Source organism: Coprococcus aceti (assembly GCF_025567285.1).
Classification (GTDB): domain Bacteria; phylum Bacillota; class Clostridia; order Lachnospirales; family Lachnospiraceae; genus Coprococcus; species Coprococcus aceti.
In genome coordinates, this window is the sequence record NZ_JAOQJT010000002.1 from 422,253 (window position 1) to 445,392 (window position 23,140).

18 protein-coding genes are annotated in these 23,140 nt (G+C 44.1%); 2 read left to right on the top strand and 16 right to left on the bottom strand.

Translation table 11 applies throughout. From position 1 onward, the window contains the following. Positions 1-13: 13 nt before the first annotated feature. The 6 genes from OCV54_RS04315 to OCV54_RS04340 all read right to left on the bottom strand — a co-directional run bounded on the left by OCV54_RS04315 (position 14) and on the right by OCV54_RS04340 (position 8,363). Positions 14-556, bottom strand: a complete 543-nt coding sequence (locus OCV54_RS04315) for an HD domain-containing protein (protein ID WP_055222774.1) — start codon at positions 554-556, stop codon at positions 14-16. A gap of 75 nt (positions 557-631) precedes the next feature. Continuing rightward, positions 632-1,399, bottom strand: coding sequence for an alpha/beta fold hydrolase (locus tag OCV54_RS04320; RefSeq protein WP_055222776.1), 768 nt, complete (start codon positions 1,397-1,399; stop codon positions 632-634). A 49-nt stretch (positions 1,400-1,448) separates the two neighbouring features. Further along, complete coding sequence (locus tag OCV54_RS04325) at positions 1,449-2,396, bottom strand: cation diffusion facilitator family transporter (RefSeq protein WP_055222778.1); 948 nt, start codon at positions 2,394-2,396, stop codon at positions 1,449-1,451. Positions 2,397-2,594: 198 nt separating this feature from the next. Further along, complete coding sequence (gene ppdK, locus OCV54_RS04330) at positions 2,595-5,231, bottom strand: pyruvate, phosphate dikinase (RefSeq protein ID WP_055222781.1); 2,637 nt, start codon at positions 5,229-5,231, stop codon at positions 2,595-2,597. A 436-nt stretch (positions 5,232-5,667) separates the two neighbouring features. Next, complete coding sequence (locus tag OCV54_RS04335; protein ID WP_022216005.1) at positions 5,668-6,912, bottom strand: aspartate aminotransferase family protein; 1,245 nt, start codon at positions 6,910-6,912, stop codon at positions 5,668-5,670. A 53-nt stretch (positions 6,913-6,965) separates the two neighbouring features. After that, a complete protein-coding gene (locus tag OCV54_RS04340; protein WP_022057995.1) occupies positions 6,966-8,363 on the bottom strand; it encodes a glycine--tRNA ligase in 1,398 nt (465 codons plus the stop codon). A 346-nt stretch (positions 8,364-8,709) separates the two neighbouring features. On the opposite strand from OCV54_RS04340, the gene pdxR reads away from it, so the two are divergent. Next, positions 8,710-10,116: a MocR-like pyridoxine biosynthesis transcription factor PdxR gene (pdxR, locus tag OCV54_RS04345; protein WP_015534136.1), complete on the top strand. Its 1,407-nt coding sequence runs from the start codon at positions 8,710-8,712 to the stop codon at positions 10,114-10,116. 69 nt (positions 10,117-10,185) lie between these two features. Here pdxR and recO read toward each other — a convergent pair whose 3' ends face one another. The 8 genes from recO to OCV54_RS04385 form a co-directional block, all read right to left on the bottom strand. Further along, a complete protein-coding gene (recO, locus tag OCV54_RS04350) occupies positions 10,186-10,929 on the bottom strand; it encodes a DNA repair protein RecO (RefSeq protein WP_055222785.1) in 744 nt (247 codons plus the stop codon). Positions 10,930-11,028: 99 nt separating this feature from the next. After that, the gene (gene era, locus OCV54_RS04355) at positions 11,029-11,928 is read right to left on the bottom strand and encodes a GTPase Era (RefSeq protein WP_015534137.1); all 900 of its coding nucleotides are present in this window, start codon (positions 11,926-11,928) and stop codon (positions 11,029-11,031) included. Positions 11,929-12,068: 140 nt separating this feature from the next. Next, positions 12,069-14,978, bottom strand: coding sequence for an insulinase family protein (locus OCV54_RS04360; protein WP_055222788.1), 2,910 nt, complete (start codon positions 14,976-14,978; stop codon positions 12,069-12,071). A 36-nt stretch (positions 14,979-15,014) separates the two neighbouring features. Then, positions 15,015-15,518, bottom strand: a complete 504-nt coding sequence (locus tag OCV54_RS04365) for a cytidine deaminase (protein WP_055222790.1) — start codon at positions 15,516-15,518, stop codon at positions 15,015-15,017. A 185-nt stretch (positions 15,519-15,703) separates the two neighbouring features. Further along, complete coding sequence (locus OCV54_RS04370) at positions 15,704-16,438, bottom strand: DUF4190 domain-containing protein (RefSeq protein WP_015534139.1); 735 nt, start codon at positions 16,436-16,438, stop codon at positions 15,704-15,706. 165 nt (positions 16,439-16,603) lie between these two features. Further along, complete coding sequence (groL, locus tag OCV54_RS04375; RefSeq protein ID WP_004853959.1) at positions 16,604-18,235, bottom strand: chaperonin GroEL; 1,632 nt, start codon at positions 18,233-18,235, stop codon at positions 16,604-16,606. Positions 18,236-18,326: 91 nt separating this feature from the next. After that, positions 18,327-18,614, bottom strand: a complete 288-nt coding sequence (locus OCV54_RS04380; protein ID WP_015534141.1) for a co-chaperone GroES — start codon at positions 18,612-18,614, stop codon at positions 18,327-18,329. A gap of 170 nt (positions 18,615-18,784) precedes the next feature. Beyond that, complete coding sequence (locus OCV54_RS04385) at positions 18,785-19,678, bottom strand: DNA-3-methyladenine glycosylase family protein (RefSeq protein WP_070097442.1); 894 nt, start codon at positions 19,676-19,678, stop codon at positions 18,785-18,787. Positions 19,679-19,807: 129 nt separating this feature from the next. On the opposite strand from OCV54_RS04385, the gene OCV54_RS04390 reads away from it, so the two are divergent. After that, the gene (locus tag OCV54_RS04390; protein WP_015534143.1) at positions 19,808-20,527 is read left to right on the top strand and encodes a DUF6062 family protein; all 720 of its coding nucleotides are present in this window, start codon (positions 19,808-19,810) and stop codon (positions 20,525-20,527) included. Between the two features lie 54 nt (positions 20,528-20,581). Here the strand turns inward: OCV54_RS04390 and OCV54_RS04395 are convergent, their stop codons facing one another. Continuing rightward, complete coding sequence (locus OCV54_RS04395; RefSeq protein ID WP_055222792.1) at positions 20,582-21,229, bottom strand: hypothetical protein; 648 nt, start codon at positions 21,227-21,229, stop codon at positions 20,582-20,584. 96 nt (positions 21,230-21,325) lie between these two features. After that, positions 21,326-23,002 (bottom strand): glutamine--tRNA ligase/YqeY domain fusion protein, encoded by a 1,677-nt coding sequence (locus tag OCV54_RS04400; RefSeq protein WP_055144198.1) that lies wholly within the window; start codon positions 23,000-23,002, stop codon positions 21,326-21,328. Positions 23,003-23,140 lie beyond the last annotated feature (138 nt).

Sequence of the window (23,140 nt, forward strand, 5' to 3'; positions counted from 1 at the left end):
GTCCACTTTCTCCTTAGATTAAGGTAATACTCAATTTCTCTGTGCATATTATAAATTCCGCTTCGACCTCTCTCCACGGTCTCTCTGCTTTATCCGGGACAGAAACCAGATTATCGACGGTCCTGTACTCCTCCCCCTTCATGAAGCTCTTGAGTTCAAAGTTCATCATCTCGTCATCTATTTGCTTCCACATTGCATTTTCTTCTTCGCTCAGATCGGCAAGACCAAATCGTTCAAGTATAACGTTCATGATCGACCTCTCTATCTCCAGATAGTTTGATAAATGCACTTTTACCGGTCTGATTATGTCTGATATATACGCCTCGCTGGCATCGTGCAACAGGCAGGCAAGCTGTAACCGCTCTGACCATCCCCTTGCCTTCGCCTCATTCATACAGTTGATGGAGTGCTGTGCCACAGAAAAGAAATAGGACACATGCCCTCCACCGCGGCACGTGAGGCTTAACGCATGCGCTATATCCTGTATTGATATGTCAGCAACTGCCATATTCATCGGATCTATTTTGTTTCCCGTATACGTGTTCATCGTTGCCATATCACAGTCTCCTTATCCTTATTTATCAGCATTTTAAGATAGTATATCCTTGTCGTATCATATTCCACTTTTAATTCATTCAATGTCTAGCAATTCAGAAATAATATCATTGAATTGTCTGCTCTGATCTATGTTGCACACGTGACCACAATGCTCTATTATTATCAGCTCCGCATCTGTCAGATCAGCTTCCTCCACGATTCCATTTATAAAACACAGATCACCACGCCCGGAAATATATACATTCTCCTCGTGTAATCTGCTCACGAACTCGTCACAAAGTGAAAAATGCTCAATAAAAATATTCATATACGCCTTAAATTCCTGACTGTTTAATGCCTTGGCACATTTGCAGAACACCTTCCTGCTTGTCTTGCTGACTTTCCATGGCATAAATAACTTTGCCATTATTCTGTAGACGACAGGAAATGGAAGTTTGTCACCTATCTTAGCAAAGACATTGACAGCACGCCTGAGTGGTTTTCCAACCGTGCCCAGCGCACCCACAAGTATTGCTTTATCTATGTAACTTCCGCATCTCATCTCCATATATTTGATAAATATAGTTCCAAGTGATACGCCCATAAAAACAGCTCGCTGTATCCCCCGCTCATCAAGCACCTGTGTTATCTCACCCACGACAACATCCAGCGTACTTCCCATCTTGGACAATTTTAGTTCACTGTCTCCATGACTTGGCAAAGTTATCGCCAGAACATTAAACTTCTTCTGAAGCAAGGGAATCTGCTTCTTCCATACCCTGTTGTTTCCTCCAAATCCATGAAGCAGAACTATATATCTATCGGTATCACATGAACTTTCAAAAACTTCATAATGTAACAATATCCTTGCATCCCCTTGATCATTTGTATTTTGTATTACAGCTTTACTATCAATCTGGTATGACCTCTATATACACCTGATCATACTTATCCCTTAGCTCCTGTTTTATCTCGTCTCTCACCTTATGAATGATACTTATATGTATCACATCCGTCTGATTTCCTATATATACCTCAACCCACAGCTTCCGCCCGGTCTGGATGACATCCAGAAAAGTGACCTCATATGGGTAATCCTTCATATGCTGATCCACTATGGCTCGTATCTGACTAAGCGTCTCTTCCTCCGGAGCAAAAAGAATAAGATTCTTGATACTCTGAAATATCTCGCACACCGGCTCTTTTATAAGAAGAAGTGCCATAACCACCGCTACAGCCGGATCAATATAAGGGGTAATAAAACGCAGGTTTGTATGCAACAGAGCAGTCTGTACCGCAAATGCTATAGCAACTCCCATACTGCTTATTACGTCAAGCTTCCACATATACAGCTCCGCTTTGATAGTTGTAGACTCATATTTCTTACTGTAATGGCCAAGTATCGCATACATAACCGCACAGCATACACATACAAGAAATTCAAATACCGCTATGCTCCCCGCATCTACATCATGTCCCCCATGAAACAACAGCTTTATATTCTCAACCATGAGATTACATGTGAGTGCAAGTAATACACTGTACTTCACAAGTAGAAAAAGTGATTCCACCTGGGCATAGCCATATGGATGTTTCTCTGTCACAGGTTTATACAGAAGCGGAACCAGCACCATAAATGGTCCTATCATGACCAGATCTGCGGAGTCGAACAGGCAGTCCGTCCAAAGCGAATGTGAATGGGTATACCATGCCATCACGCCCTCCGCAAGTATGAAGAAGACACTTCCCATAAAAGACAGACGAAGTATTCTCTTCTCTATTGCAAGCTTGTCCTTTCTCGACCTACGTTCCTTCTTCTTAGCTTCTCTTTTACTAATTTCTACATCTCTTTCATTCATTATATATTCTTCCTATGTTTAATTTCCATAGACCACAATATCATCAGTACATAATATAATCAAGTATCGGCTATTGATTTCTCCTTTTTGATATGCATATTTTTTACAAAAAAGTCCCTGTAACCACCTCATGGCAATTACAGGGACTCATATTGTCTTTATTAAGCTAATTACTTACAAGTTCTGTTCGTCCGAATCCTACTTGTTAGCGATTGCAGCCTGTGCAGCAGCAAGTCTAGCGATAGGTACTCTGAATGGTGAACATGATACATAATCAAGACCAATCTTGTGGCAGAACTCAACTGATGAAGGATCTCCACCGTGCTCACCACAGATACCGATGTGAAGGTTTGGATTAACTGGCTTACCAAGCTTAACTGCCATATCCATGAGCTTACCAACACCTGTCTGATCAAGCTTAGCAAATGGATCGTTCTCGAAGATCTTAGCATCATAGTAAGCATTTAAGAACTTACCAGCATCATCTCTTGAGAATCCGAATGTCATCTGTGTAAGGTCGTTTGTACCGAAGCAGAAGAAGTCAGCTTCCTTAGCGATCTCATCAGCTGTAAGAGCTGCTCTTGGGATCTCGATCATTGTACCAACCTCATACTTAAGATCTACGCCAGCAGCAGCGATCTCAGCGTCAGCTGTCTCAACAACTACCTTCTTAACGTACTTAAGCTCCTTAACCTCACATACAAGTGGGATCATGATCTCTGGCTCAACTGTCCAATCTGGATGCTCCTTCTGAACCTCGATTGCTGCACGGATAACAGCCTTTGTCTGCATCTTAGCGATCTCTGGATATGTTACAGCAAGACGGCATCCTCTGTGACCCATCATAGGGTTGAACTCATGGAGTGAGTTGCAAAGTGCCTTAATCTCCTCAACGCTCTTGTTCTTAGCAGCAGCAAGCTTCTCGATGTCAGCCTCCTCTGTTGGAACGAACTCATGAAGAGGTGGATCCAGGAATCTGATAGTAACTGGGTTACCCTCAAGTGCCTCATAAAGAGCCTTGAAGTCTCCCTGCTGATATGGAAGGATCTTATTAAGAGCTTCCTCTCTCTCTTCTACTGTATCAGAGCAGATCATCTCACGGAATGCTGCGATTCTCTCTGGATCAAAGAACATATGCTCTGTACGGCAAAGGCCGATACCCTCTGCACCAAGCTCACGTGCCTTCTTAGCATCTGCTGGTGTATCTGCATTTGTTCTAACCTTAAGTGTTCTATACTTATCAGCCCATGCCATAACACGGCCGAATGTTCCTGCGATCTGAGCATCAACTGTCTTGATAACTCCATCGTAAATGTTACCTGTTGTACCGTCGATTGAGATGTAATCTCCCTCATGGAATTCCTTGCCAGCGAGTGTGAACTTCTTGTTCTCCTCGTCCATAACGATATCGCCACAACCTGATACACAGCATGTACCCATACCACGGGCAACAACTGCAGCGTGTGATGTCATACCACCACGAACTGTAAGAATACCCTGTGCTGACTTCATACCTGTGATATCCTCTGGTGATGTCTCAAGACGTACAAGAACTACCTTCTCGCCTCTAGCTGCCCATGCCTCAGCATCGTCAGCTGTGAATACGATCTTACCACAAGCAGCACCTGGTGAAGCGCCAAGTCCCTTGCCCATTGGTGTAGCTGCCTTAAGAGCTGCTGCATCAAACTGTGGGTGAAGAAGTGTATCAAGGTTACGAGGATCGATCATTGCAACTGCCTCTTCCTCTGTCTTATGTCCCTCATCAACAAGGTCACAAGCGATCTGAAGAGCTGCCTGAGCTGTTCTCTTACCATTTCTACACTGAAGCATGTAAAGCTTCTTGTTCTCAACTGTGAACTCCATATCCTGCATATCATGGTAGTGATTCTCAAGAGTCTCACAAACCTTGATGAACTCTGCATAAGCATCTGGGAACTCCTGCTCCATCTGAGCGATTGGCATTGGTGTACGAACACCGGCAACAACGTCCTCGCCCTGTGCATTGATAAGGAACTCACCCATAAGCTTCTTCTCACCTGTTGCAGGGTCACGAGTAAATGCAACACCTGTACCAGACTCATTGTTCAGGTTACCGAATACCATAGGCATTACGTTAACTGCTGTACCCCATGAATAAGGGATATCGTTGTCTCTTCTGTATACGTTCGCACGTGGGTTATCCCATGAACGGAATACAGCCTCGATAGCTAACTTTAACTGCTCAACTGGGTCTGAAGGGAAATCTGTTCCTAACTGGTTCTTGTACTCTGCCTTGAACTGCTCAGCAAGTGTCTTGAGATCCTGTGCTGTAAGCTCTACATCGAACTTAACACCCTTCTCTTCCTTCATCTTGTCGATGAGCTGCTCGAAGTACTTCTTACCAACTTCCATAACAACGTCTGAGAACATCTGGATGAAACGTCTGTATGAATCGTATACGAAACGCTCGAATGCTGGATCTGGGTTGTGTGCTATCATAGCTGCAACAACGTCATCGTTAAGACCAAGGTTAAGGATTGTATCCATCATACCTGGCATAGATGCTCTTGCACCTGAACGAACTGATACAAGTAATGGATTCTCAAGATCTCCGAACTTCTTGCCGTTGATCTCCTCCATCTTCTTAACGCCATCCATAGCCTGAGCCATGATCTCGTCATTGATCTTACGGCCATCCTCATAGTACTGAGTACAAGCCTCTGTTGTAATTGTGAAACCCTGTGGAACTGGAAGACCAATTGCTGTCATCTCTGCAAGGTTTGCACCCTTACCACCGAGAAGATTACGCATGGTCATGTCGCCTTCGCTAAACATATAAACCCACTTGTTTGCCATTTGTTTGTTACCTCCTACGTAAACTTTATATTTCATGGTGTGAAGTCCCCGTGAAGTCTCCACACGCGCTAGACTGATTATAACATATATGTCAACATTAGCAAACTCTTTTTTCTATATTTTGTGTATAAACCAGTCCATTTTTACATATAGTTGAATTATATGTATATTCCATTATATTACGCTTAATTACAGCAACATTTGTGTGCCGACCTGAAACAGACCGGCAACTGATCTTCGCTGACCAGTATTCAAAAATTTCCAAATTGGCAAACTGCCCGCACAGCCCTATTCATCCCACCAAAAACATAGGCTGCGGAAAACTCCGCAGCCTATGTTTAACTTTATATCATGTCGCCTATCGGCTTCATGTGGATATTCGCATTATATCAGTCTTGCGCAATTACAACTGTCACAATGCTCATTAAATTACAAATTACTCACCATCAATAGCTGCCTTGAGAATATCAAGACCTGCAATAAGATCCTCATCTGAGATGATAAGTGGTGGCATGATCTTGATGACCGCGTTGTCACGGCCAGCTCTCTCTATTACAAGACCCTTCTTGAAAGCTCTTGCTGTGATGGCACCTGCTGTTGCATCGTCCTTAACCTCTACGCCCCAGAGGAGTCCGATACCACGTGTTGCAATTACATTTGGATCGCCGTCTATATTCTTCTCAAGATACTCTCTAACTATCTCGCCCTTACGTCTTGTCTCTGCCTCGATGTTGTTGTCAAGCATGAACTCAAGTCCTGCCTTTGCAGCTACCATTGAGAGCTGGATTCCACGGAATGTACCTGAATGCTCACCCGGCTTCCAGAGATCATACTCCGGCTTGAACATTGCAAGTCCCATAGGGAATGGGTATCCGCCGATTGACTTTGAAAGTGAGAACATATCAGGCTTGATTCCTGCTCTCTCAAATGAGAAGAATGTACCTGTTCTTGCACAGCCTACCTGTACGTCATCAACAACCATAAGGATATCGTTCTTATCACAGAACTCACGGAGTGCCTTGAGGTACTCTACTGAGAATACATTTACACCACCATCTGCCTGTACTGTCTCGATAAAGATTGCTGCAGGCTTCTCAACACCTGAGTGATCGTCATCAAGAAGTGTCTGCATGAACTTGATCGTATCAAGCTCTGGGAACATGTAAGGAGCTGGAATGTGGTATACGTTGTCAAGTCCAACGCCTGCTCCTGCACGGCTTGCAGCATCACTTGTAAGTGATATTGAGCCAAGTGTCATACCATGGAAACAACCCATATATGCCCAGATCATCTCTCTCTTCTTGACCTTACGTGCAAGCTTTAAGAGTGACTCAACTGCATTTGTTCCTGTAGGACCTGCGAACATGATCTTGTAATCAAGTCCTCTAGGCTCAAGGACCTTTTTCTCAAAAAACTCGATGAATTCAGCCTTTGGTGCTGTCATCATGTCAAGAGAATGCATGATTCCATCGCTCTGGATGTAATCGATAACCTTCTCCTTTATATAATCATTGTTATGACCATAGTTCAGCGCGCCTGCTCCTGCGAAGAAGTCTATATACTCCTTACCATTCTCGTCATACATCTTGGCTCCCTTGGCCTTTGTAAATATCTCTGGGAAACTTCTGCTGTACGATCTTACATTTGCCTCGTATTCTGAAAATAACTCTTTACTATGCATCTTAATGCCTCCTGTAATTCAGTGTCCCGTATTATCTCCGGTCACACCATCAATTAATATTCAAATTTCTTCTCAAAGTAAGCCTTCAGATCTTCAATCTTGACTCTCTCCTGCTCCATGGTATCTCTGTCACGAACTGTGACTGCTCCATCCTCAACAGAATCGAAATCATATGTTACACAGAACGGTGTTCCTATCTCATCCTGTCTTCTATATCTCTTACCTATGTTGCCTCTGTCATCGAACTCACAGTTGTAGTACTTTGAAAGCTCTGCATAAATCTTCTCTGCACCCTCGTTGAGCTTCTTGGAAAGTGGAAGCACACCGATCTTAACCGGTGCAAGCTGTGGGTGGAAATGAAGGACTGTACGGATGTCTGGCTTCTCCTCTGTTCCGATGTTCTCCTCGTCATATGCAGCACACAGGAATGCCAGTGTAACACGGTCAGCACCAAGTGATGGCTCGATTACATATGGAATGTACTTCTCCTTTGTCTCGTCATCGAAGTACTCCATGGACTCTCCTGATGTATTCTGGTGCTGTGTCAGATCGTAATCTGTTCTGTCAGCGATTCCCCAGAGCTCACCCCATCCAAATGGGAATAAATACTCGATATCTGTTGTTCCCTTGGAGTAGAAACAAAGCTCCTCAGGTGAATGGTCACGGGCTCTCATCTCATCATCCTTGATTCCGAGATCCTTGAGCCAGTTGATACAGAAGCTTCTCCAGTACTCAAACCACTCCATATCTGTACCCGGCTTGCAGAAGAACTCAAGCTCCATCTGCTCGAACTCTCTTGTTCTGAATGTGAAGTTACCAGGTGTTATCTCATTTCTGAATGACTTTCCTATCTGGCCAATTCCAAATGGAACCTTCTTTCTTGAAGTTCTCTGTACATTCTTGAAGTTGACAAATATACCCTGTGCAGTCTCCGGTCTCAGGTATACAGTGTTCTTGGCATCCTCAGTTACACCCTGGAATGTCTTGAACATAAGGTTGAACTGTCTGATGCCTGTGAAGTTGTGCTTACCACATGTTGGACAGCAGATATTGTTCTTCTCAACGTACTCTTCCATCTGCTCGTTGCTCCATCCGTCTACTGCGCCCTCTGGAACAACTCCGTTTTCAGCCATAAAGTCCTCTATAAGTTTATCTGCACGGAATCTCTCATGACACTCTTTGCAATCCATAAGAGGATCAGCAAATCCTCCAAGGTGGCCTGAAGCAACCCATGTCTGTGGGTTCATAAGGATAGCACAGTCAACTCCTACATTGTAAGGGTTCTCCTGGATGAATTTCTTCCACCATGCTCTCTTAACATTGTTCTTGAGTTCAACTCCGAGATTACCATAGTCCCATGTATTTGCGAGACCACCGTAAATCTCTGAACCTGGATAAACAAATCCTCTGCTCTTTGCCAATGCAACGATCTTGTCTAATGTCTTTTCCATTGTAATCCTCCAAATCATATTCGAATTTGCATTTTTTCACTCTATCCGCCTTATTTTATACTCATTCAAATATTTTTGCAAGGTTCACGGCATATTTTGTAATATTATTTATACAAAGCTACTATAATTTGTGCCGTCAGACATCACCTTATGACTTCTTCTTATTGCTTACTCGCTATGACTCTTGTATAATAGCACCAGATTGGTTCTTTCTAAAGTTCCAATTTCAAGTATTTTTATAGTTCCAATTTGCAGTATTGGAATATGAACAAATCAAGTAATACGCAAATATCCAATGATACAAGGTATTTTTAACGCTTATAATATGCAGGAAAGGAACACGGAAATGATATCAATAGACAAGGCCTCCGATAAGTCTCTATACGAACAATTATATGAACAAATGAAATCCGAGATACTTAATGAGCACTATGCTGCAGGTGAAAAGCTCCCTGCAACAAGGCAGCTAGCCGCCGAACATAAACTGAGCCGCAACACAGTAGTATCTGCTTACAACCAGCTTGAACTTGAAGGATATATACGCTCCGTGACAGGCTCAGGCTACTATGTTGAGAACATCTCTGCATTTTCTCCGGACAAAAAGCCAAGACAAAGCCACAATATACAGCATTCTTCCAGACAATCAGGAAAGACATTTGACTACACGTTCAGCTACGGCAATCTGGACTACAACTGCTATCACTCCAGGGCATGGCGCAAATGCCTTATGAACGCCTGGGACATGATATCCATGGCCGATACCGCCTCCTACCAGATGTCACAGGGAAGTTACACCCTCCGCAGTCTTATCACCGAATATCTGTACATGTCCAGAGGTGTAAACTGCACACCGGAGCAGATCATTCTCACGAGCGGCCACCAGAGATCAATAGATATAATCACGCATATATTCAGTCCGTCAGACTATTCATTTGCCATAGAGGACCCTGGCTACAACGGAACATGGGAGATCGTCAGCCAGAGTCCGTTCAGGATCATCCCCATACCTCTTGAGAATGACGGTGTATCAATAGACCATATACAGAGGCTCAGAGACACGCTGTTATATGTGACCCCATCCCACCAATTCCCTATGGGAAGCATATTGCCTATCAGCAAGAGGCTAGAGCTCATAGAGTGGGCGGCTCAATCGGGAAGTTATATCATCGAGGATGATTACGACAGCGAGCTCAGATACCAAAGCAGACCAATTCCATCCCTGCAATCCATCGATAACAGCGACCACACTATATATCTCGGGACATTTTCCAAATCCATGTCACCGGATCTTCGAATATCATATATGGTGCTTCCAGCAGATCTGATGAAGGCATATGAATCCAGATATTCACACACCAACTGCACAGTTCCAACGGTTCTGCAGCTTGCACTTATTGAATTTATACAGAGTGGTAATTATCAGCGCCACATAGGCGCCATGAAGAATCACTATAAAAAGAAGCATGATTATATATTGAATTATGTGAAACAGAATCTTGAAGATGATGTGATCATGTATGGTGCCGGAGCCGGTCTCCACTTTGTGGCAGAGGTTAAGAACTCAAAGCTTACCCAGACAGAGCTCATATCAGCTTTTGAACAGAAAGGCATACGAATCTTCTCCACAGAACCATTCTGGATAAGAAAGAATCTCTGTCCTGAGAACCAGCTTCTGTTTGGTTTCAGCGCCATACCATATGAAAAACTTCCCGGCGCGATGAAGGCGTTCTCTAAAATAATACACTCTCTGTGATTTGTATTTTAGACAGGTAATATACAAAAAGAAGAGAATCTCACGTCATGTAGGATTCTCTTCTTTTTTTCATGGCAGCGAGTCTATGATCTCCACCGATTTGAACTTCCTGTCCACATACATATCCATGAACTGCTTCGACACTAGCTGTATCTCCGCCAGTACAGGATCTGACACATTGAAGTTGTACATCTTGCCAAGCGGTGCACCATTTATGTATTGTATCGTGTATACTGCGTCATCCGATAGATGAAGCGGATGTTTTGCCCGGCCTTTGCATCCATCGCAGAGCAGTCCACCCGATGCTGCATCGAATACATTTGACACCTCAGCCTTGCCACATACCGGACAGTGGAAGCTCTGTATTCCCTGTCCGAACACATCCATAAGCTTTATCTCGTACACGCACCTGATGAGCTTTGCTGGCATCTGCCCCTTCTCCAGAGCCTTAAGACTCACATACAGAAGATTGAGGTAATCTGCTGCCCTGTCTCCCTCATGGGTCATGAAGCCCATGACCTCGCAGAAATACGATGCATAACAGTATGCATCTATGTCCATGGTGAGCTGATGGAAATATTCATCCACATCTATATTCACAAGCCTGTATGAATCCCGTCCCGGGATCAGTGTAAAGCTTCCCATGACGAACATCTGTGTCTTGGACTGAAGAGGGTTCGTACCACGTCTTACTCCGGAGGCAAATACAGTTATCCGTCCACGTTCCTTTGTCAGGACCACCATCCTCCTGTCATACTCACTCTGGAGGCTGCTGGACAGTACAATTCCGTGCAGTGTAACTTCTTCTCTCATAATTGTACGTCCACCTCCATAACAAATTTAACATGACAAGATCGGCAAACTATGCACTGCCCGCAGCAACTGCACATTCACCGATCCTGTTTTCACACACTACTCGTCTCTAAACCCAAAGTTTCTTAGCAATGTATCTGTATCTCTCCAGTCCTTCTTGACCTTTACCCAAAGCTTCAGATTGACCTTGGTGTCGAGAAGTCTCTCTATTCCATATCTCGCATGAGTACCGATCTTCTTCAGCATGACGCCCTGCTTTCCTATGATGATTCCCTTGTGGGAGTCCCTCTCACATATGATTGTCGCATCGATATCAATCAGGCCGCCATCCGGTCTCTCTTTCATGGAATCAATCACAACTGCAATACCATGGGGAACCTCTTTATCAAGCTGACGGAGCGCCTGCTCCCTGATGAGTTCGGCAACTATCTGTCTCTCCGGCTGGTCAGTGATCGTGTCCTCATCATAATACTGTGGTCCATACGGAAGATACTTCATAATGGTATCTATGAGCTCATCTGTGTTCTTGCCCTTTAATGCCGACACAGGAACTATTTCCGCAAAGTCACAGGCATCTTTATAGGTATTTATCGCCTCAAATACCTTGCTCTCCTCCACGTTGTCTATCTTGTTCACAACCACAATTATAGGTGTCTTTACATGCTGGAGCTGTTCTATGATATACCGCTCTCCTGCACCGATAAATGTTGTGGCCTCAACTATCCAGAGAACCACATCGACCTCATCCAGCGTACTCTCAGCAACCTTGAGCATGTACTCTCCAAGCTTGTTCTTCGCCCTGTTTATTCCCGGTGTGTCCAGGAAGATAATCTGTCCCTTATCGCTGGTATACACGGTCTGTATCCTGTTTCTCGTGGTCTGCGCCTTGTTGCTTGTTATCGCTATCTTCTGTCCTATCAGTCTGTTCATAAGTGTCGACTTTCCAACGTTTGGTCTGCCTATGATGGACACGAAGCCTGATTTGTATTCTTTATTCATATATCTCCTTCATCCTGCATGCGCAGGCTAACCTACGCATACGCATCTAGCTTTACTATGTCATGACCCTAATTCGCCGCTCGCAAGTCATGCAAGCACGCCCACTCACTTGCGCTCATTATATCGACTGTCGGCTATACCTAGAAAATCGCAAGTACATCCTTGAAGTTGTCCTTATTCTCCTCTATCTTGCTCTCTCCGCCGATGGCGCAGATGATTCCTGAATCCGTAACAGCCTTCACAAGTGGTGCAAGGGCTCTGATGGCATCTCTGTCGGTGGAGAGGATCTTATCACGCTCTCTCTGGATCTGTTCATCTGTAACTCCCATAAAGTATCTCGCCATATGGCTTATACCCTCCGCAACAGGAGTCGTCGGTGCATCTATCTGAGCCATGGTTCCAATGATATACTTGGTCATATCTCTGTCTGAGCACTCAAAGTTCTCCACGAACTTATATGCATTCTTGAATATGTCATATGTCTCCATGAGGTTTGGATCTCTGTATGAGCTCATATAGCAGGTTCCATTCCTGAGGAATGAGCACATGGCACCATATGCGCCGCCCTTCACACGGACATTTTCCCACAGATAACCATATGAGAATATGATTTTGAGAACGCTCAGTGAGCTGTCGTACTTGTATCCCGCATCCTCAAAATTACCCGCTATGGCAACATACTGAACCTGGCTGGCTGTCTTGAAGCCCTCATTCTTGAGATCCTTCTCAAAAGGCTTCACATCCTTATGTGCAGGTCTTGTAGAGAGTGCCATGCCAAAGTCCGCAAATGATTCCTCAAGCAGATCTGTCACGTCCTCATTTCCTGTATATGAAACCGTAAGTGCCCCCTTTCTGAGTACCTCTGCAAGGGCATACTGAAGCTTCTCAATGAAGTCATCGTACTTCTCATCGAAGTGATCCACTATGTCACACAGGAATTCATAATAAGCGATTCCACAGGTCTCATCCGTGAATCTTGCTCCCTCATCTATATAGGACATGGCTCTGGTGTATGCGGTCACATGTCCCGATGCAGCCATGCCATTCTTCATGCTGGACTTCTCCTCCGTCAGGAGCCCCTTCAGTCTCTTCCTGTCATCGATCTTAGATGAGAACATAATCTCCTTCATCAGTTCAACGGCATATGGAAGCTTCTCATAGAGTGCCTTCATTGACACGTAAAAGAACTTCTTGATATCCGTGTCACTGGCATATCCAACCATATCAAATTCTATTCCACCTATATTACTGTCTATCTCATTTGAAAGCTGTCCATAGGTATGCTTCTCTGTGTCAATATATTTAAACAGGCATGACAGCACAGCAAGATACGGCACAAGGTCATTATCTATATCATTTATATTGAAATAGAACCTCAGATATCCTATACCGTTTGTAAATATATCGTGGCTTACAACCGGAAGTCCGCCGATCTCAGACTCAACATTCTTGAGCTTCTCAGCCTCTTTGTCAATGTCATCTATCGCCAGAAGCGGAACCTTGGCAAGATCCTCTGCGGATGAAGGAGTCGCCTGATACTCCTTGAGCGCCTTTGTATCCTCCACGATCTTCTCAAGCTCCTCACGGCTGAGCGTAGCCTTGTATGCCGCAAGCTCATCAGCGATCTTCTTCTCATTCTCCTGGTCAAGACCCTTCTTAGGGTTCATGGTGAGATACAGGCCAAATGTATTATCAATGAAACATTCCTTTATAAGCTGCTCAAAGTATCCATTCTGAAGATCCTCTCTCAGCTCCTTATACACATCATTCATCTCAAAAAACATGAGTGCCTTGGTATCGTCATACAGCCAGCTGTTAAATGCATCCAGTCCGTACATAAGTCCCTTAGGAAACCTTCCAAAATTGGCCTCCTTGTGCTTGAACTCAAACTTGTTGATTGCAGCCTCAACCGCATCCTTATCTATACCATGGCTGAGTTCTTCAAATGTATCATCTATTATCTTTATGAATCTGTCCTTATCGTTCTTATCCGCGCCTCTTGCTATGATAGAGAATGTGGTCTGCTGACAGCCATTGTCAAATGAGCTGTAGACCTCCTCGCCTATACCCGCATCAGTCAGAGCTTTCTTCAGGACAGCTCCCGGCGCATCCATGAGCACGTACTCAAGTATTTCAAGGGCTGTAACCTTCTTCTTTTCGGTGCTGAGCCCTGTTATCTTGCTGTATGTGAGTATGGAATTGTTCTCCTCTGGATCAGTATCAGCTATGGAGTACTCCTTAGTGATATCCTTCATCTCGTCAAATGGCTTCTGAAGAGGGATTGCTGAATCTATCTCCTTGTAATCGTAATGTGACAGATACTCCTCATCTATAAATTCCAGCTCCTTCGCCATATCACAGTCACCATACAGATAAATATAACTGTTCGATGGATGATAATATGTCCTGTGGAAATCTCTGAATCTCTCAAGGGTGAGTGTAGGTATGGATACCGGATCACCGCCTGAATCATTGCCATATGGAGTGTCCGGCATGAGTGATGACTCTATCTCTCTGTACATAATCGACTCAGGACTTGAGTACACGCCCTTCATCTCATTATACACAACTCCGTTGTACTTCAGGTCTCCGTCCATAGAGTCAAGCTCGTAGTGCCAGCCCTCCTGCTTCATGATCTCATCATGTATATAGATATCCGGATAGAACACTGCATCCAGATACACACTCATGATGTTCTCAAAGTCCTTCTGATTGAAGCTCGCTATAGGATATACCGTCTTGTCTGAATAAGTCATGGCGTTTAGGAAGGTGTTCAGAGAACCTTTTGCCAGCTCAACAAATGGATCCTTTACCGGATATTTCTTTGAACCACAAAGCACTGAGTGCTCAATTATATGAGGTATTCCTGAATCATCATATGGAGGTGTCCTGAAGCCTATATTGAATACCTTATTCACATCGTCATTCTCAATGATGAGGACCCTTGCCTTTGTCTTTATATGCTCCAGCACATATCCCTTGCCATGTACCTCCGGTAGATCCTTCTCCTCAACTATTCTGTAAGCCTTTAAATCTTTGATATTTCCCAATTCATATTCTCCTTCTATATAAATTTTCAACGCTCACTATTCCATCTGTCCGGCACCAAACGAAGCCGGAAGAAACTCTGACAATCTTCTCATGTCGTAATCATCCTCTGAATGTGCTGCGATAACATACATATCCGCAGAAAATTCCGAGAGCACCTGTCTGCATATCCCACATGGATATGTTATTCCATTTATCCCTGTACTATTCAGGCCACCGACAATAGCAATCGCTTTGAAATCTTTATAGCCACTACTCACTGCATTACACACCGCTGCACGTTCTGCGCATATAGTTGCACCATACGAGGAATTTTCTATATTACAGCCCGTGAACACTCTGTATTCATTCGCATTTCTATCGCGGCTGTCTGTCTCTCTGCCAACGACTTCTTCTGCATCCGAAGAATTCTCCCGGCCAGCCAGGAGTGCTGCCCCAACCTTAAACTGTGAGTACCTGGCATATGCCATTTCTCTCGCCTCTACCGCTTTCACAATAAGACGCCTGATGTCTGTATCTTCAATAATATAATCACTCTCCATAATACAGGACCTCCTTTCTGATACCTTCTACGCACTTCCATAATAATAACACTAATCCACCTTTAGATTCAATCACCCACACAGTATTAAACGTTCAAATATTATCAGCTTGGTGCACATAACAAGAGGCCGCCCGAAATCCGGCGGCCTCTCGATCACTTCTCTTTATTCAATTTATTACATTTTTAATAGCTTCCTGACTGTATCTGTCTGAGTATTTCGTCCACCATATCCTGATATGTGTCCGATGTAAGAACCAGGATAATACAGAACACCAGGAACACAAGTGCTATTGCGCTCATTATAATACCTGCGATAGCCATTCCCTTGCCAGGCTTCTTATCCTTAAGACTTATGATACCTGTTATCAGTCCCGCAATGGCTGTGGCAATTCCCACATATGTGATACAACATCCAAATGTAAGAGAAAAGATACCAAGCACCATAGATGCTATGGATACGCCTTTGCTCTCCTGTGGCTGCATATTATTCTGTGGATATGCCGGACCTCCGCCCATATTCATGTCCTGATTAGCATAATTCTGTCCGTATGGATCTCCCGGCTGTCCGTAGCCCTGACCATACTGACCATATCCCTGTCCGTACTGTCCACCTGGCTGGCCATAATTCTGTCCATACTGGCCGCCTGGCTGACCATAATTCTGATCATACTGTCCACCTTGCTGACCATAATTCTGTCCATACTGGCCGTCTGACTGACCATAGTTCTGGTCGTTCTGTCCATACTGGCCGTCTGACTGACCATAGTTCTGGTCGTTCTGTCCATACTGAGGCGCACCGGCATATGGATTCTGCTGTCCCGCCTGTCTGTTGTCTTCTGTTGGCTGATAGCCGCCAAAGCTGTTGTTATCTTCTCCCATCTCTTCCTGCCTTTCATTTATAACTTTTTTGTAACCCATACTTTCCCTTAGTCGAAAAATATCTGTTCTGATTATCTCACACATGCCGGTTAGTGTCAATTAACCTACATAAAAAAAGAAACACATCACCCGATTACGAATGATGTGATCCTTTTTTATCTTAGTCTTTGTATTTTACTGCGAAATCGTGTCTGACTCTATTCCTTAGAAGCCCATTCCGCCGCCCATTCCTGCTCCGCCTGCTGGCATTGCTGGAGCGTCTTCCTTGATATCAGCTACAACTGACTCTGTTGTGAGCATTGTCGAAGCAACTGATGTAGCGTTCTGAAGTGCACTTCTTGTAACCTTAACAGGATCAATGATTCCTGCCTCGATCATGTTGACATATGTCTCATTGTATGCATCAAAGCCCACACCAACCTCAGACTCTTTGATCTTGTTGATGATGACTGATCCCTCAAGTCCTGCATTGGCTGCGATGTGGAACAGTGGAGCCTCCATAGCCTTGAGAACTACCTTAGCGCCTGTCTTCTCATCGCCCTCAAGATCCTTTACAAGCTCTGCAACCTTCTTTGCAGCGTGGATGTATGCTGAACCACCACCTGAGATGATTCCCTCTTCAACTGCAGCTCTTGTGGCATTAAGGGCATCCTCCATACGGAGCTTAGCTTCCTTCATCTCTGTCTCTGTAGCTGCGCCGACTCTGATAACTGCAACTCCACCGGCAAGCTTTGCGAGTCTCTCCTGAAGCTTCTCTTTATCAAACTCTGATGTTGTCTCCTCAAGCTGAGCCTTGATGACATTTACACGACCTGCGATGTCTTCCTTAGCGCCCATACCATCAACGATAACTGTGTTCTCCTTTGTGATCTTAGCACTCTTTGCACGTCCAAGGTCATCAAGAGTAGCATCCTTGAGCTCATATCCAAGCTCCTCTGAGATTACCTTACCGCCTGTAAGAATAGCGATATCCTGAAGCATCTCTTTTCTTCTGTCGCCATAACCAGGAGCCTTTACAGCTACTACCTGGAATGTACCACGCAGCTTGTTGACGATAAGTGTTGTGAGAGCCTCGCCCTCGATATCCTCAGCGATGATCAGTAGCTTTGATCCGCTCTGAACGATCTGCTCAAGAAGTGGAAGGATCTCCTGGATATTTGAGATCTTCTTATCTGTAATAAGTATATATGGGTTATCAAGCTCTGCAACCATCTTCTCCATATCTGTTGCCATGTAAGCTGAAATATAACCTCTGTCGAACTGCATACCTTCTACAAGGTCGAGCTCTGTCTTCATTGACTTTGACTCTTCGATTGTGATGACTCCATCCTTTGACACTTTCTCCATAGCGTCGGCAACCATCTGTCCAACCTCATCGTCACCAGCTGAGATAGATGCAACTCTTGCGATCTGATCCTTTCCGCTGATAGTCTCACTCATATCAAGAATAGCCTCAACTGCCTTGTCGCAAGCCTTCTTCATTCCCTTTCTGAGAACGATAGGATTAGCACCTGCTGCCAGATTCTTCATTCCTTCATTGATCATAGCCTGTGCAAGAACTGTAGCTGTTGTAGTACCATCACCTGCAACATCGTTTGTCTTTGTTGCAACTTCCTTGACGATCTGAGCACCCATGTTCTCAAATGCATCCTCAAGCTCGATGTCCTTTGCTATTGTAACACCATCATTTGTGATGAGTGGTGAACCGTATGACTTTGCAAGTACAACGTTTCTTCCTTTAGGTCCAAGTGTAACTCTTACTGTATCTGCTAACTGATTAACTCCTGCCTCAAGTGCCTTTCTAGCCTCAGCACCGTACTTAATTTCCTTTGCCATTTCTATCTACCTCCATGTTATATTACATATATATTATCCATATATCATCCGCATATGTCTCCCGCAGCTCACGCTGTCTGGATATACGCTTTTACTTCTCAACGATTGCAAGGATGCTGTCCTGCTTGATAACTATGTACTCTTCGTCGTCAAGCTTAACCTCTGAACCAGCGAACTTCTGATATATAACTGTATCTCCAACCTTAACGTCCATAGGAACCAGCTTGCCATCAACAACTGCTCCAGGGCCAACCTCTATAACCTCTGCATACTGTGGCTTCTCCTTTGCCTGGCCTGGTAATACGATTCCTGACTTTGTTGTCTCCTCTGCTACTGACTGCTTTAATACTACTCTGTCTCCAAGTGGTCTTAACTTCATGATATATACCTCCTGATTTATTTTTTCTTTTATTTTCTCATCTTCGTTCTTAGCACTCAATTTATGTGAGTGCTAACACTGTTTTATATTCTATCCATTTCTATAAAAAAATCAACCCTTATTTTCTAAAAAATATATAAAAATATGTCTGTCATCTACAGTAATACATATCACTTAAAAAGAGTCGTTCTTGCATAGTCAAACAGATACTGCTGCGCATATCCCCCGAGATTTCCGAACTTTTTCACGGCAAATGCCTCTATCTCCAGCTTTTTTGTGTCCTTGCCATCAAAGTACATGCTCTCCATGATCCTCTTCATCCACACATCCACAGGGAAAGCCTCACGTCTTCCAAGTCCAAAGAGCAGGACACAGTTGGCAACCTTCTCTCCTACTCCCTTTATAGTCATGAGAAGTTCCCTTGCCTGTTCTATGTCAAGTGCGTCAAGCTTCTCCTTTGTGACATTTCCCGAGTACACCGCCTCCGTCGCATTCATTATGTATGGAGCACGGAATCCGACCTTGCACTCCCTGAGCTCATCCTCTGTGACCTCATGAAGTCTGTCTACATCAGGGAACACATAAAATGCCTCGCCATTATATCCTATGACCTCATCACCAAATCTATGCGATATATTTTTCACACACTGTTTTATCTGAGGGATATTCTTGTTCTGGGATATGATAAATGATATAAGCGTCTCAAAGAAGTCCTGATTGAGTATACGTATTCCATCCTTCTCATTCACAGCCGTCTGAAGTGCGCTGTCCGCCTTTATGACACTCTCCTTGATGAGCCCGTAATCGTTGTCCATATCCAGATAAGGGCGCCATATTCCTTCATAGTCTTCCATGGATGAACCATATATCCTGAGCACGCCGCCTGACTGTTCCATCTTCACAGCCCTGCCAAATGCTATGACCTCATACACTTCATCATCAAGCTTGTCAAAATGAAAGCACTGACCACACTCAAGTATCTGAGAAAGTCTGAAATCCTTCACTCCGTCTACCGTAACTATATTGCCATCACAACTTACATTCATCTTCCGTACACCTGCCATTTCATATTTGTATAATTGTGCTTTTTGTCTTATAAATTTCTCCAGGCTATTGTATAATACCTGTATATTATTTTCAATGTCACATAAGCAGTGTGGCAAAAACTGACACTATCACAAACAGGAGGATCTATGGCTGAACAGATATACACTATACCAGTAAACGATGCATTTGACAGCGGCTGCGAATGCCCTATGTGCCAGATGCAGAAGGATCTTGAACGAAATGCAATTGAATATACGATGGGGCCAAGCTACATGGAGGACGACAACCGTGCCATGACTGACAAGCTTGGTTTTTGCAGTCATCATCTGAGAATGCTCTATCAGGAAAAGAATCGTCTGGGTCTGGCACTCATGATGAACACCCATATGAATAAGACTATACAAGATATGAGGGCGCTGGCTGCCAAAGGTCCCGCCGCCAAAGCCGGTCTGTTCGGCAAGAACACACCAAATGCACCTGTTGTCGATTATATAGAGAATATGGAGAAAAGCTGCTTCATTTGTGGACGTATGGATGACATGTTCGTACGCTATGTAGACACTATCTTCCATATGTGGAAAAGAGATTCCGAGTTCAGGGACAAATTTGCTACGAGCAAAGGCTTCTGTACATACCACTACGGAATACTGTACAAGACAGGCCAGAACAAACTGAGCAAGGAACAGTATGCGCAGTTCATCGAAATCCTCAACAAGGTATACTTTGACAATATGGAACGTGTCAATGGTGACCTGAGCTGGTTCATAGACAAGTTTGACTACAGATACAAGAACGAGCCATGGAAGAATTCCAAGGACGCCCTCCCGAGAGGGATCATCAAGATTGGCCATACATTTGTAGAATAATAAACACATGACAATAAATAAAAGCCGCCTTACATATCTGTAAAGCGGCTTATTTTAACTGACTCTCCATGCAATGAGACCATCCGGAAGCGCCGGCTTTATCATGCCAGGCCTTCTGCCTGTGTTCTCTATGCCATGAGCCTGTTTCATTCTCTCATGGAGATATGCTCTGTATTCTGTGAGAAGCCCGGTAAATATCGGTCTGAGCTCAGGGCACCTTCTGAAATCCCCCGGCTTGACAAGTCCCGATTTCTTGTGGAATATATCCACACCAGCATTTTTCAACACCGATGCCACGAACTGTGAACAGAAGAAACTGTATTCCCTCTCATACGCAAGATGGAAAAACACGCTGAATACACCCATGAAGTTATATCCGTATCTGTCCGGATGCTTCTTGAATCTGGCGAGCTCCTGCTGTATCCTGTCATACTGCTTACTCGTGACCTTCAGCTCATACACAGCGCATCTGGTTCCCTTGTGCTTTCCAAATATTCCCTTTTCTATGTTCTCACTGATAAATCCACTGTTAAATGGATTGTATACACCTTTCCTTGCAAAACTGTACATCTCATCAAGACTTATGTCCAGTGCCAGAGATGTGTGACAATACGGCTCTCTGGTCATAAGCTTTATGAGATTTGAAGGAACTGTTTTTGTCTTTGACAAAAGTATGTATACCTTCTTACTGTCATCTTTCATATTTTTGTTTCCAATCACCTATTTTGATGTACGCATATTCCCCCACAGGATATGCGCCAATCCCCACATCATAAATTATAAACGCATCCCCGGTAATTACTTGCCCGGCTTGTAAGAACTCTTGAGTGACACGATCCTGTTGTATACAGGATGCTCCGCTGTAGAATCCTTTGAGTCAACACAGAAGAAACCATTTCTCAGGAACTGGAATGCCTCTCCCGGCTGAGCCTCCTCAAATGCCTTCTCAAGCTTACATCCCTGTTTGATAACAAGTGAATTTGGATTGAGATTCAATGTACCATCGTCGTTGAGCTTCCCCTTCTCCTCATCGATGATATTCTCATACAGACGAACCTCTGCATCTATTGCGCTCTCTGCCGATACCCAGTGAATGGTTCCCTTGACCTTACGTCCCTCAAAGCCTGAACCGCTTCTTGTCTCTGGGTCATATGTACAATGTACTGTTGTGACATTGCCGTCCTCGTCCTTCTCAAATCCCACGCACTTTACGAAATATGCATTCTTAAGACGAACCTCGTTGCCAGGGAACAGTCTGAAATACTTCTTAGGAGGCTCCTCCATGAAGTCCTCTCTCTCTATATACAGATACTTGCTGAATGCTACCTTTCTGCTTCCGAGCTCCTCGTTCTCCTGATTGTTCTCGACATCGAGGTACTCAACCTGATCCTCAGGATAGTTGTCGATGACAAGCTTTACAGGATCAACAACTGCCATGTATCTCTTGGCTGTGAGCTTCAGGTCGTCTCTCACGCAATACTCAAGCATAGCGTAATCAACAGACGACTGGCTCTTGGATATTCCAACCAGCTCCATGAACTTCTTAATAGCTGATGGTGTGAAGCCTCTTCTTCTGAGGGCTGCAATACTTACAAGACGTGGGTCATCCCATCCGTCTACTATTCCGTCCTCGACAAGCTTCTTGATGTATCTCTTACCTGTTATGACATTTGTCAGGTAAAGCTTTGCGAACTCTATCTGCTTTGGTGTGCCCTCAGGTGAATCCTTGTAACCGAGCTCCATAACCACCCAGTCATACAGAGGTCTGTGATCCTCAAACTCAAGTGTACATATAGAATGTGTAACACCCTCGATGGCATCCTCGATAGGATGTGCAAAGTCATACATAGGGTAAATGCACCACTTGTCACCTGTGTTGTGGTGGTTCATTCTTGCTATTCTGTAGATAATAGGATCTCTCATGTTGATGTTAGGGCTTGCCATATCTATCTTTGCACGGAGTACCTTACTTCCGTCAGGGAACTCACCGTTCTTCATTCTCTCGAACAGATCAAGATTCTCCTCTATGCTTCTGTCTCTGTATGGGCTGTTCTTGCCCGGCTCAGTGAGAGTTCCTCTGTACTCTCTGATTTCATCTGCTGTGAGGTCACACACATATGCCTTGCCCTTCTTGATGAGCTTTATGGCAGCCTCGTACATCTGGTCAAAGTAATTTGATGCAAAGAACACTCTGTCTCCAAAGTCTGCTCCCAGCCACTTGACATCTGCAAGTATTGACTCTACGAACTCTGTTTTCTCCTTTGTAGGGTTGGTATCGTCAAATCTGAGATTAAACTGTCCGCCATACTGCTGTGCCAGTCCGTAATTCAAAAGTATTGACTTGGCATGTCCTATATGTAAATATCCATTTGGCTCTGGTGGGAATCTGGTAACGATCTTCGGCACCTTACCCTCTGCGATATCTTTCTCAATTATCTGTTCAATGAAATTCTTACCTGTCATCTCTTCAGCCATTTTCAAACTGCCTCCCGCTTTTTTTGATAATTCTAAATGTCTGCAACCGAATTTGCACACGATTACAGTTAGTTTACCATACTTTTACTGCTTGTACCACAATTATCTTTTGATTTGTCATTATTTTTCGCACAAATG

Bases quoted from the DNA above. Each gene is read 5' to 3' on its own strand.
- OCV54_RS04315 (WP_055222774.1), bottom strand. From the start codon at position 556: ATGGCAACGATGAACACGTATACGGGAAACAAAATAGATCCGATGAAT.
- OCV54_RS04325 (WP_055222778.1), bottom strand. From the start codon at position 2,396: ATGAATGAAAGAGATGTAGAAATTAGTAAAAGAGAAGCTAAGAAGAAG.
- ppdK (WP_055222781.1), bottom strand. From the start codon at position 5,231: ATGGCAAACAAGTGGGTTTATATGTTTAGCGAAGGCGACATGACCATG.
- OCV54_RS04335 (WP_022216005.1), bottom strand. From the start codon at position 6,912: ATGCATAGTAAAGAGTTATTTTCAGAATACGAGGCAAATGTAAGATCG.
- OCV54_RS04340 (WP_022057995.1), bottom strand. From the start codon at position 8,363: ATGGAAAAGACATTAGACAAGATCGTTGCATTGGCAAAGAGCAGAGGA.
- pdxR (WP_015534136.1), top strand. From the start codon at position 8,710: ATGATATCAATAGACAAGGCCTCCGATAAGTCTCTATACGAACAATTA.
- recO (WP_055222785.1), bottom strand. From the start codon at position 10,929: ATGAGAGAAGAAGTTACACTGCACGGAATTGTACTGTCCAGCAGCCTC.
- era (WP_015534137.1), bottom strand. From the start codon at position 11,928: ATGAATAAAGAATACAAATCAGGCTTCGTGTCCATCATAGGCAGACCA.
- OCV54_RS04365 (WP_055222790.1), bottom strand. From the start codon at position 15,518: ATGGAGAGTGATTATATTATTGAAGATACAGACATCAGGCGTCTTATT.
- OCV54_RS04370 (WP_015534139.1), bottom strand. From the start codon at position 16,438: ATGGGTTACAAAAAAGTTATAAATGAAAGGCAGGAAGAGATGGGAGAA.
- groL (WP_004853959.1), bottom strand. From the start codon at position 18,235: ATGGCAAAGGAAATTAAGTACGGTGCTGAGGCTAGAAAGGCACTTGAG.
- OCV54_RS04380 (WP_015534141.1), bottom strand. From the start codon at position 18,614: ATGAAGTTAAGACCACTTGGAGACAGAGTAGTATTAAAGCAGTCAGTA.
- OCV54_RS04385 (WP_070097442.1), bottom strand. From the start codon at position 19,678: ATGGCAGGTGTACGGAAGATGAATGTAAGTTGTGATGGCAATATAGTT.
- OCV54_RS04390 (WP_015534143.1), top strand. From the start codon at position 19,808: ATGGCTGAACAGATATACACTATACCAGTAAACGATGCATTTGACAGC.
- OCV54_RS04395 (WP_055222792.1), bottom strand. From the start codon at position 21,229: ATGAAAGATGACAGTAAGAAGGTATACATACTTTTGTCAAAGACAAAA.
- OCV54_RS04400 (WP_055144198.1), bottom strand. From the start codon at position 23,002: ATGGCTGAAGAGATGACAGGTAAGAATTTCATTGAACAGATAATTGAG.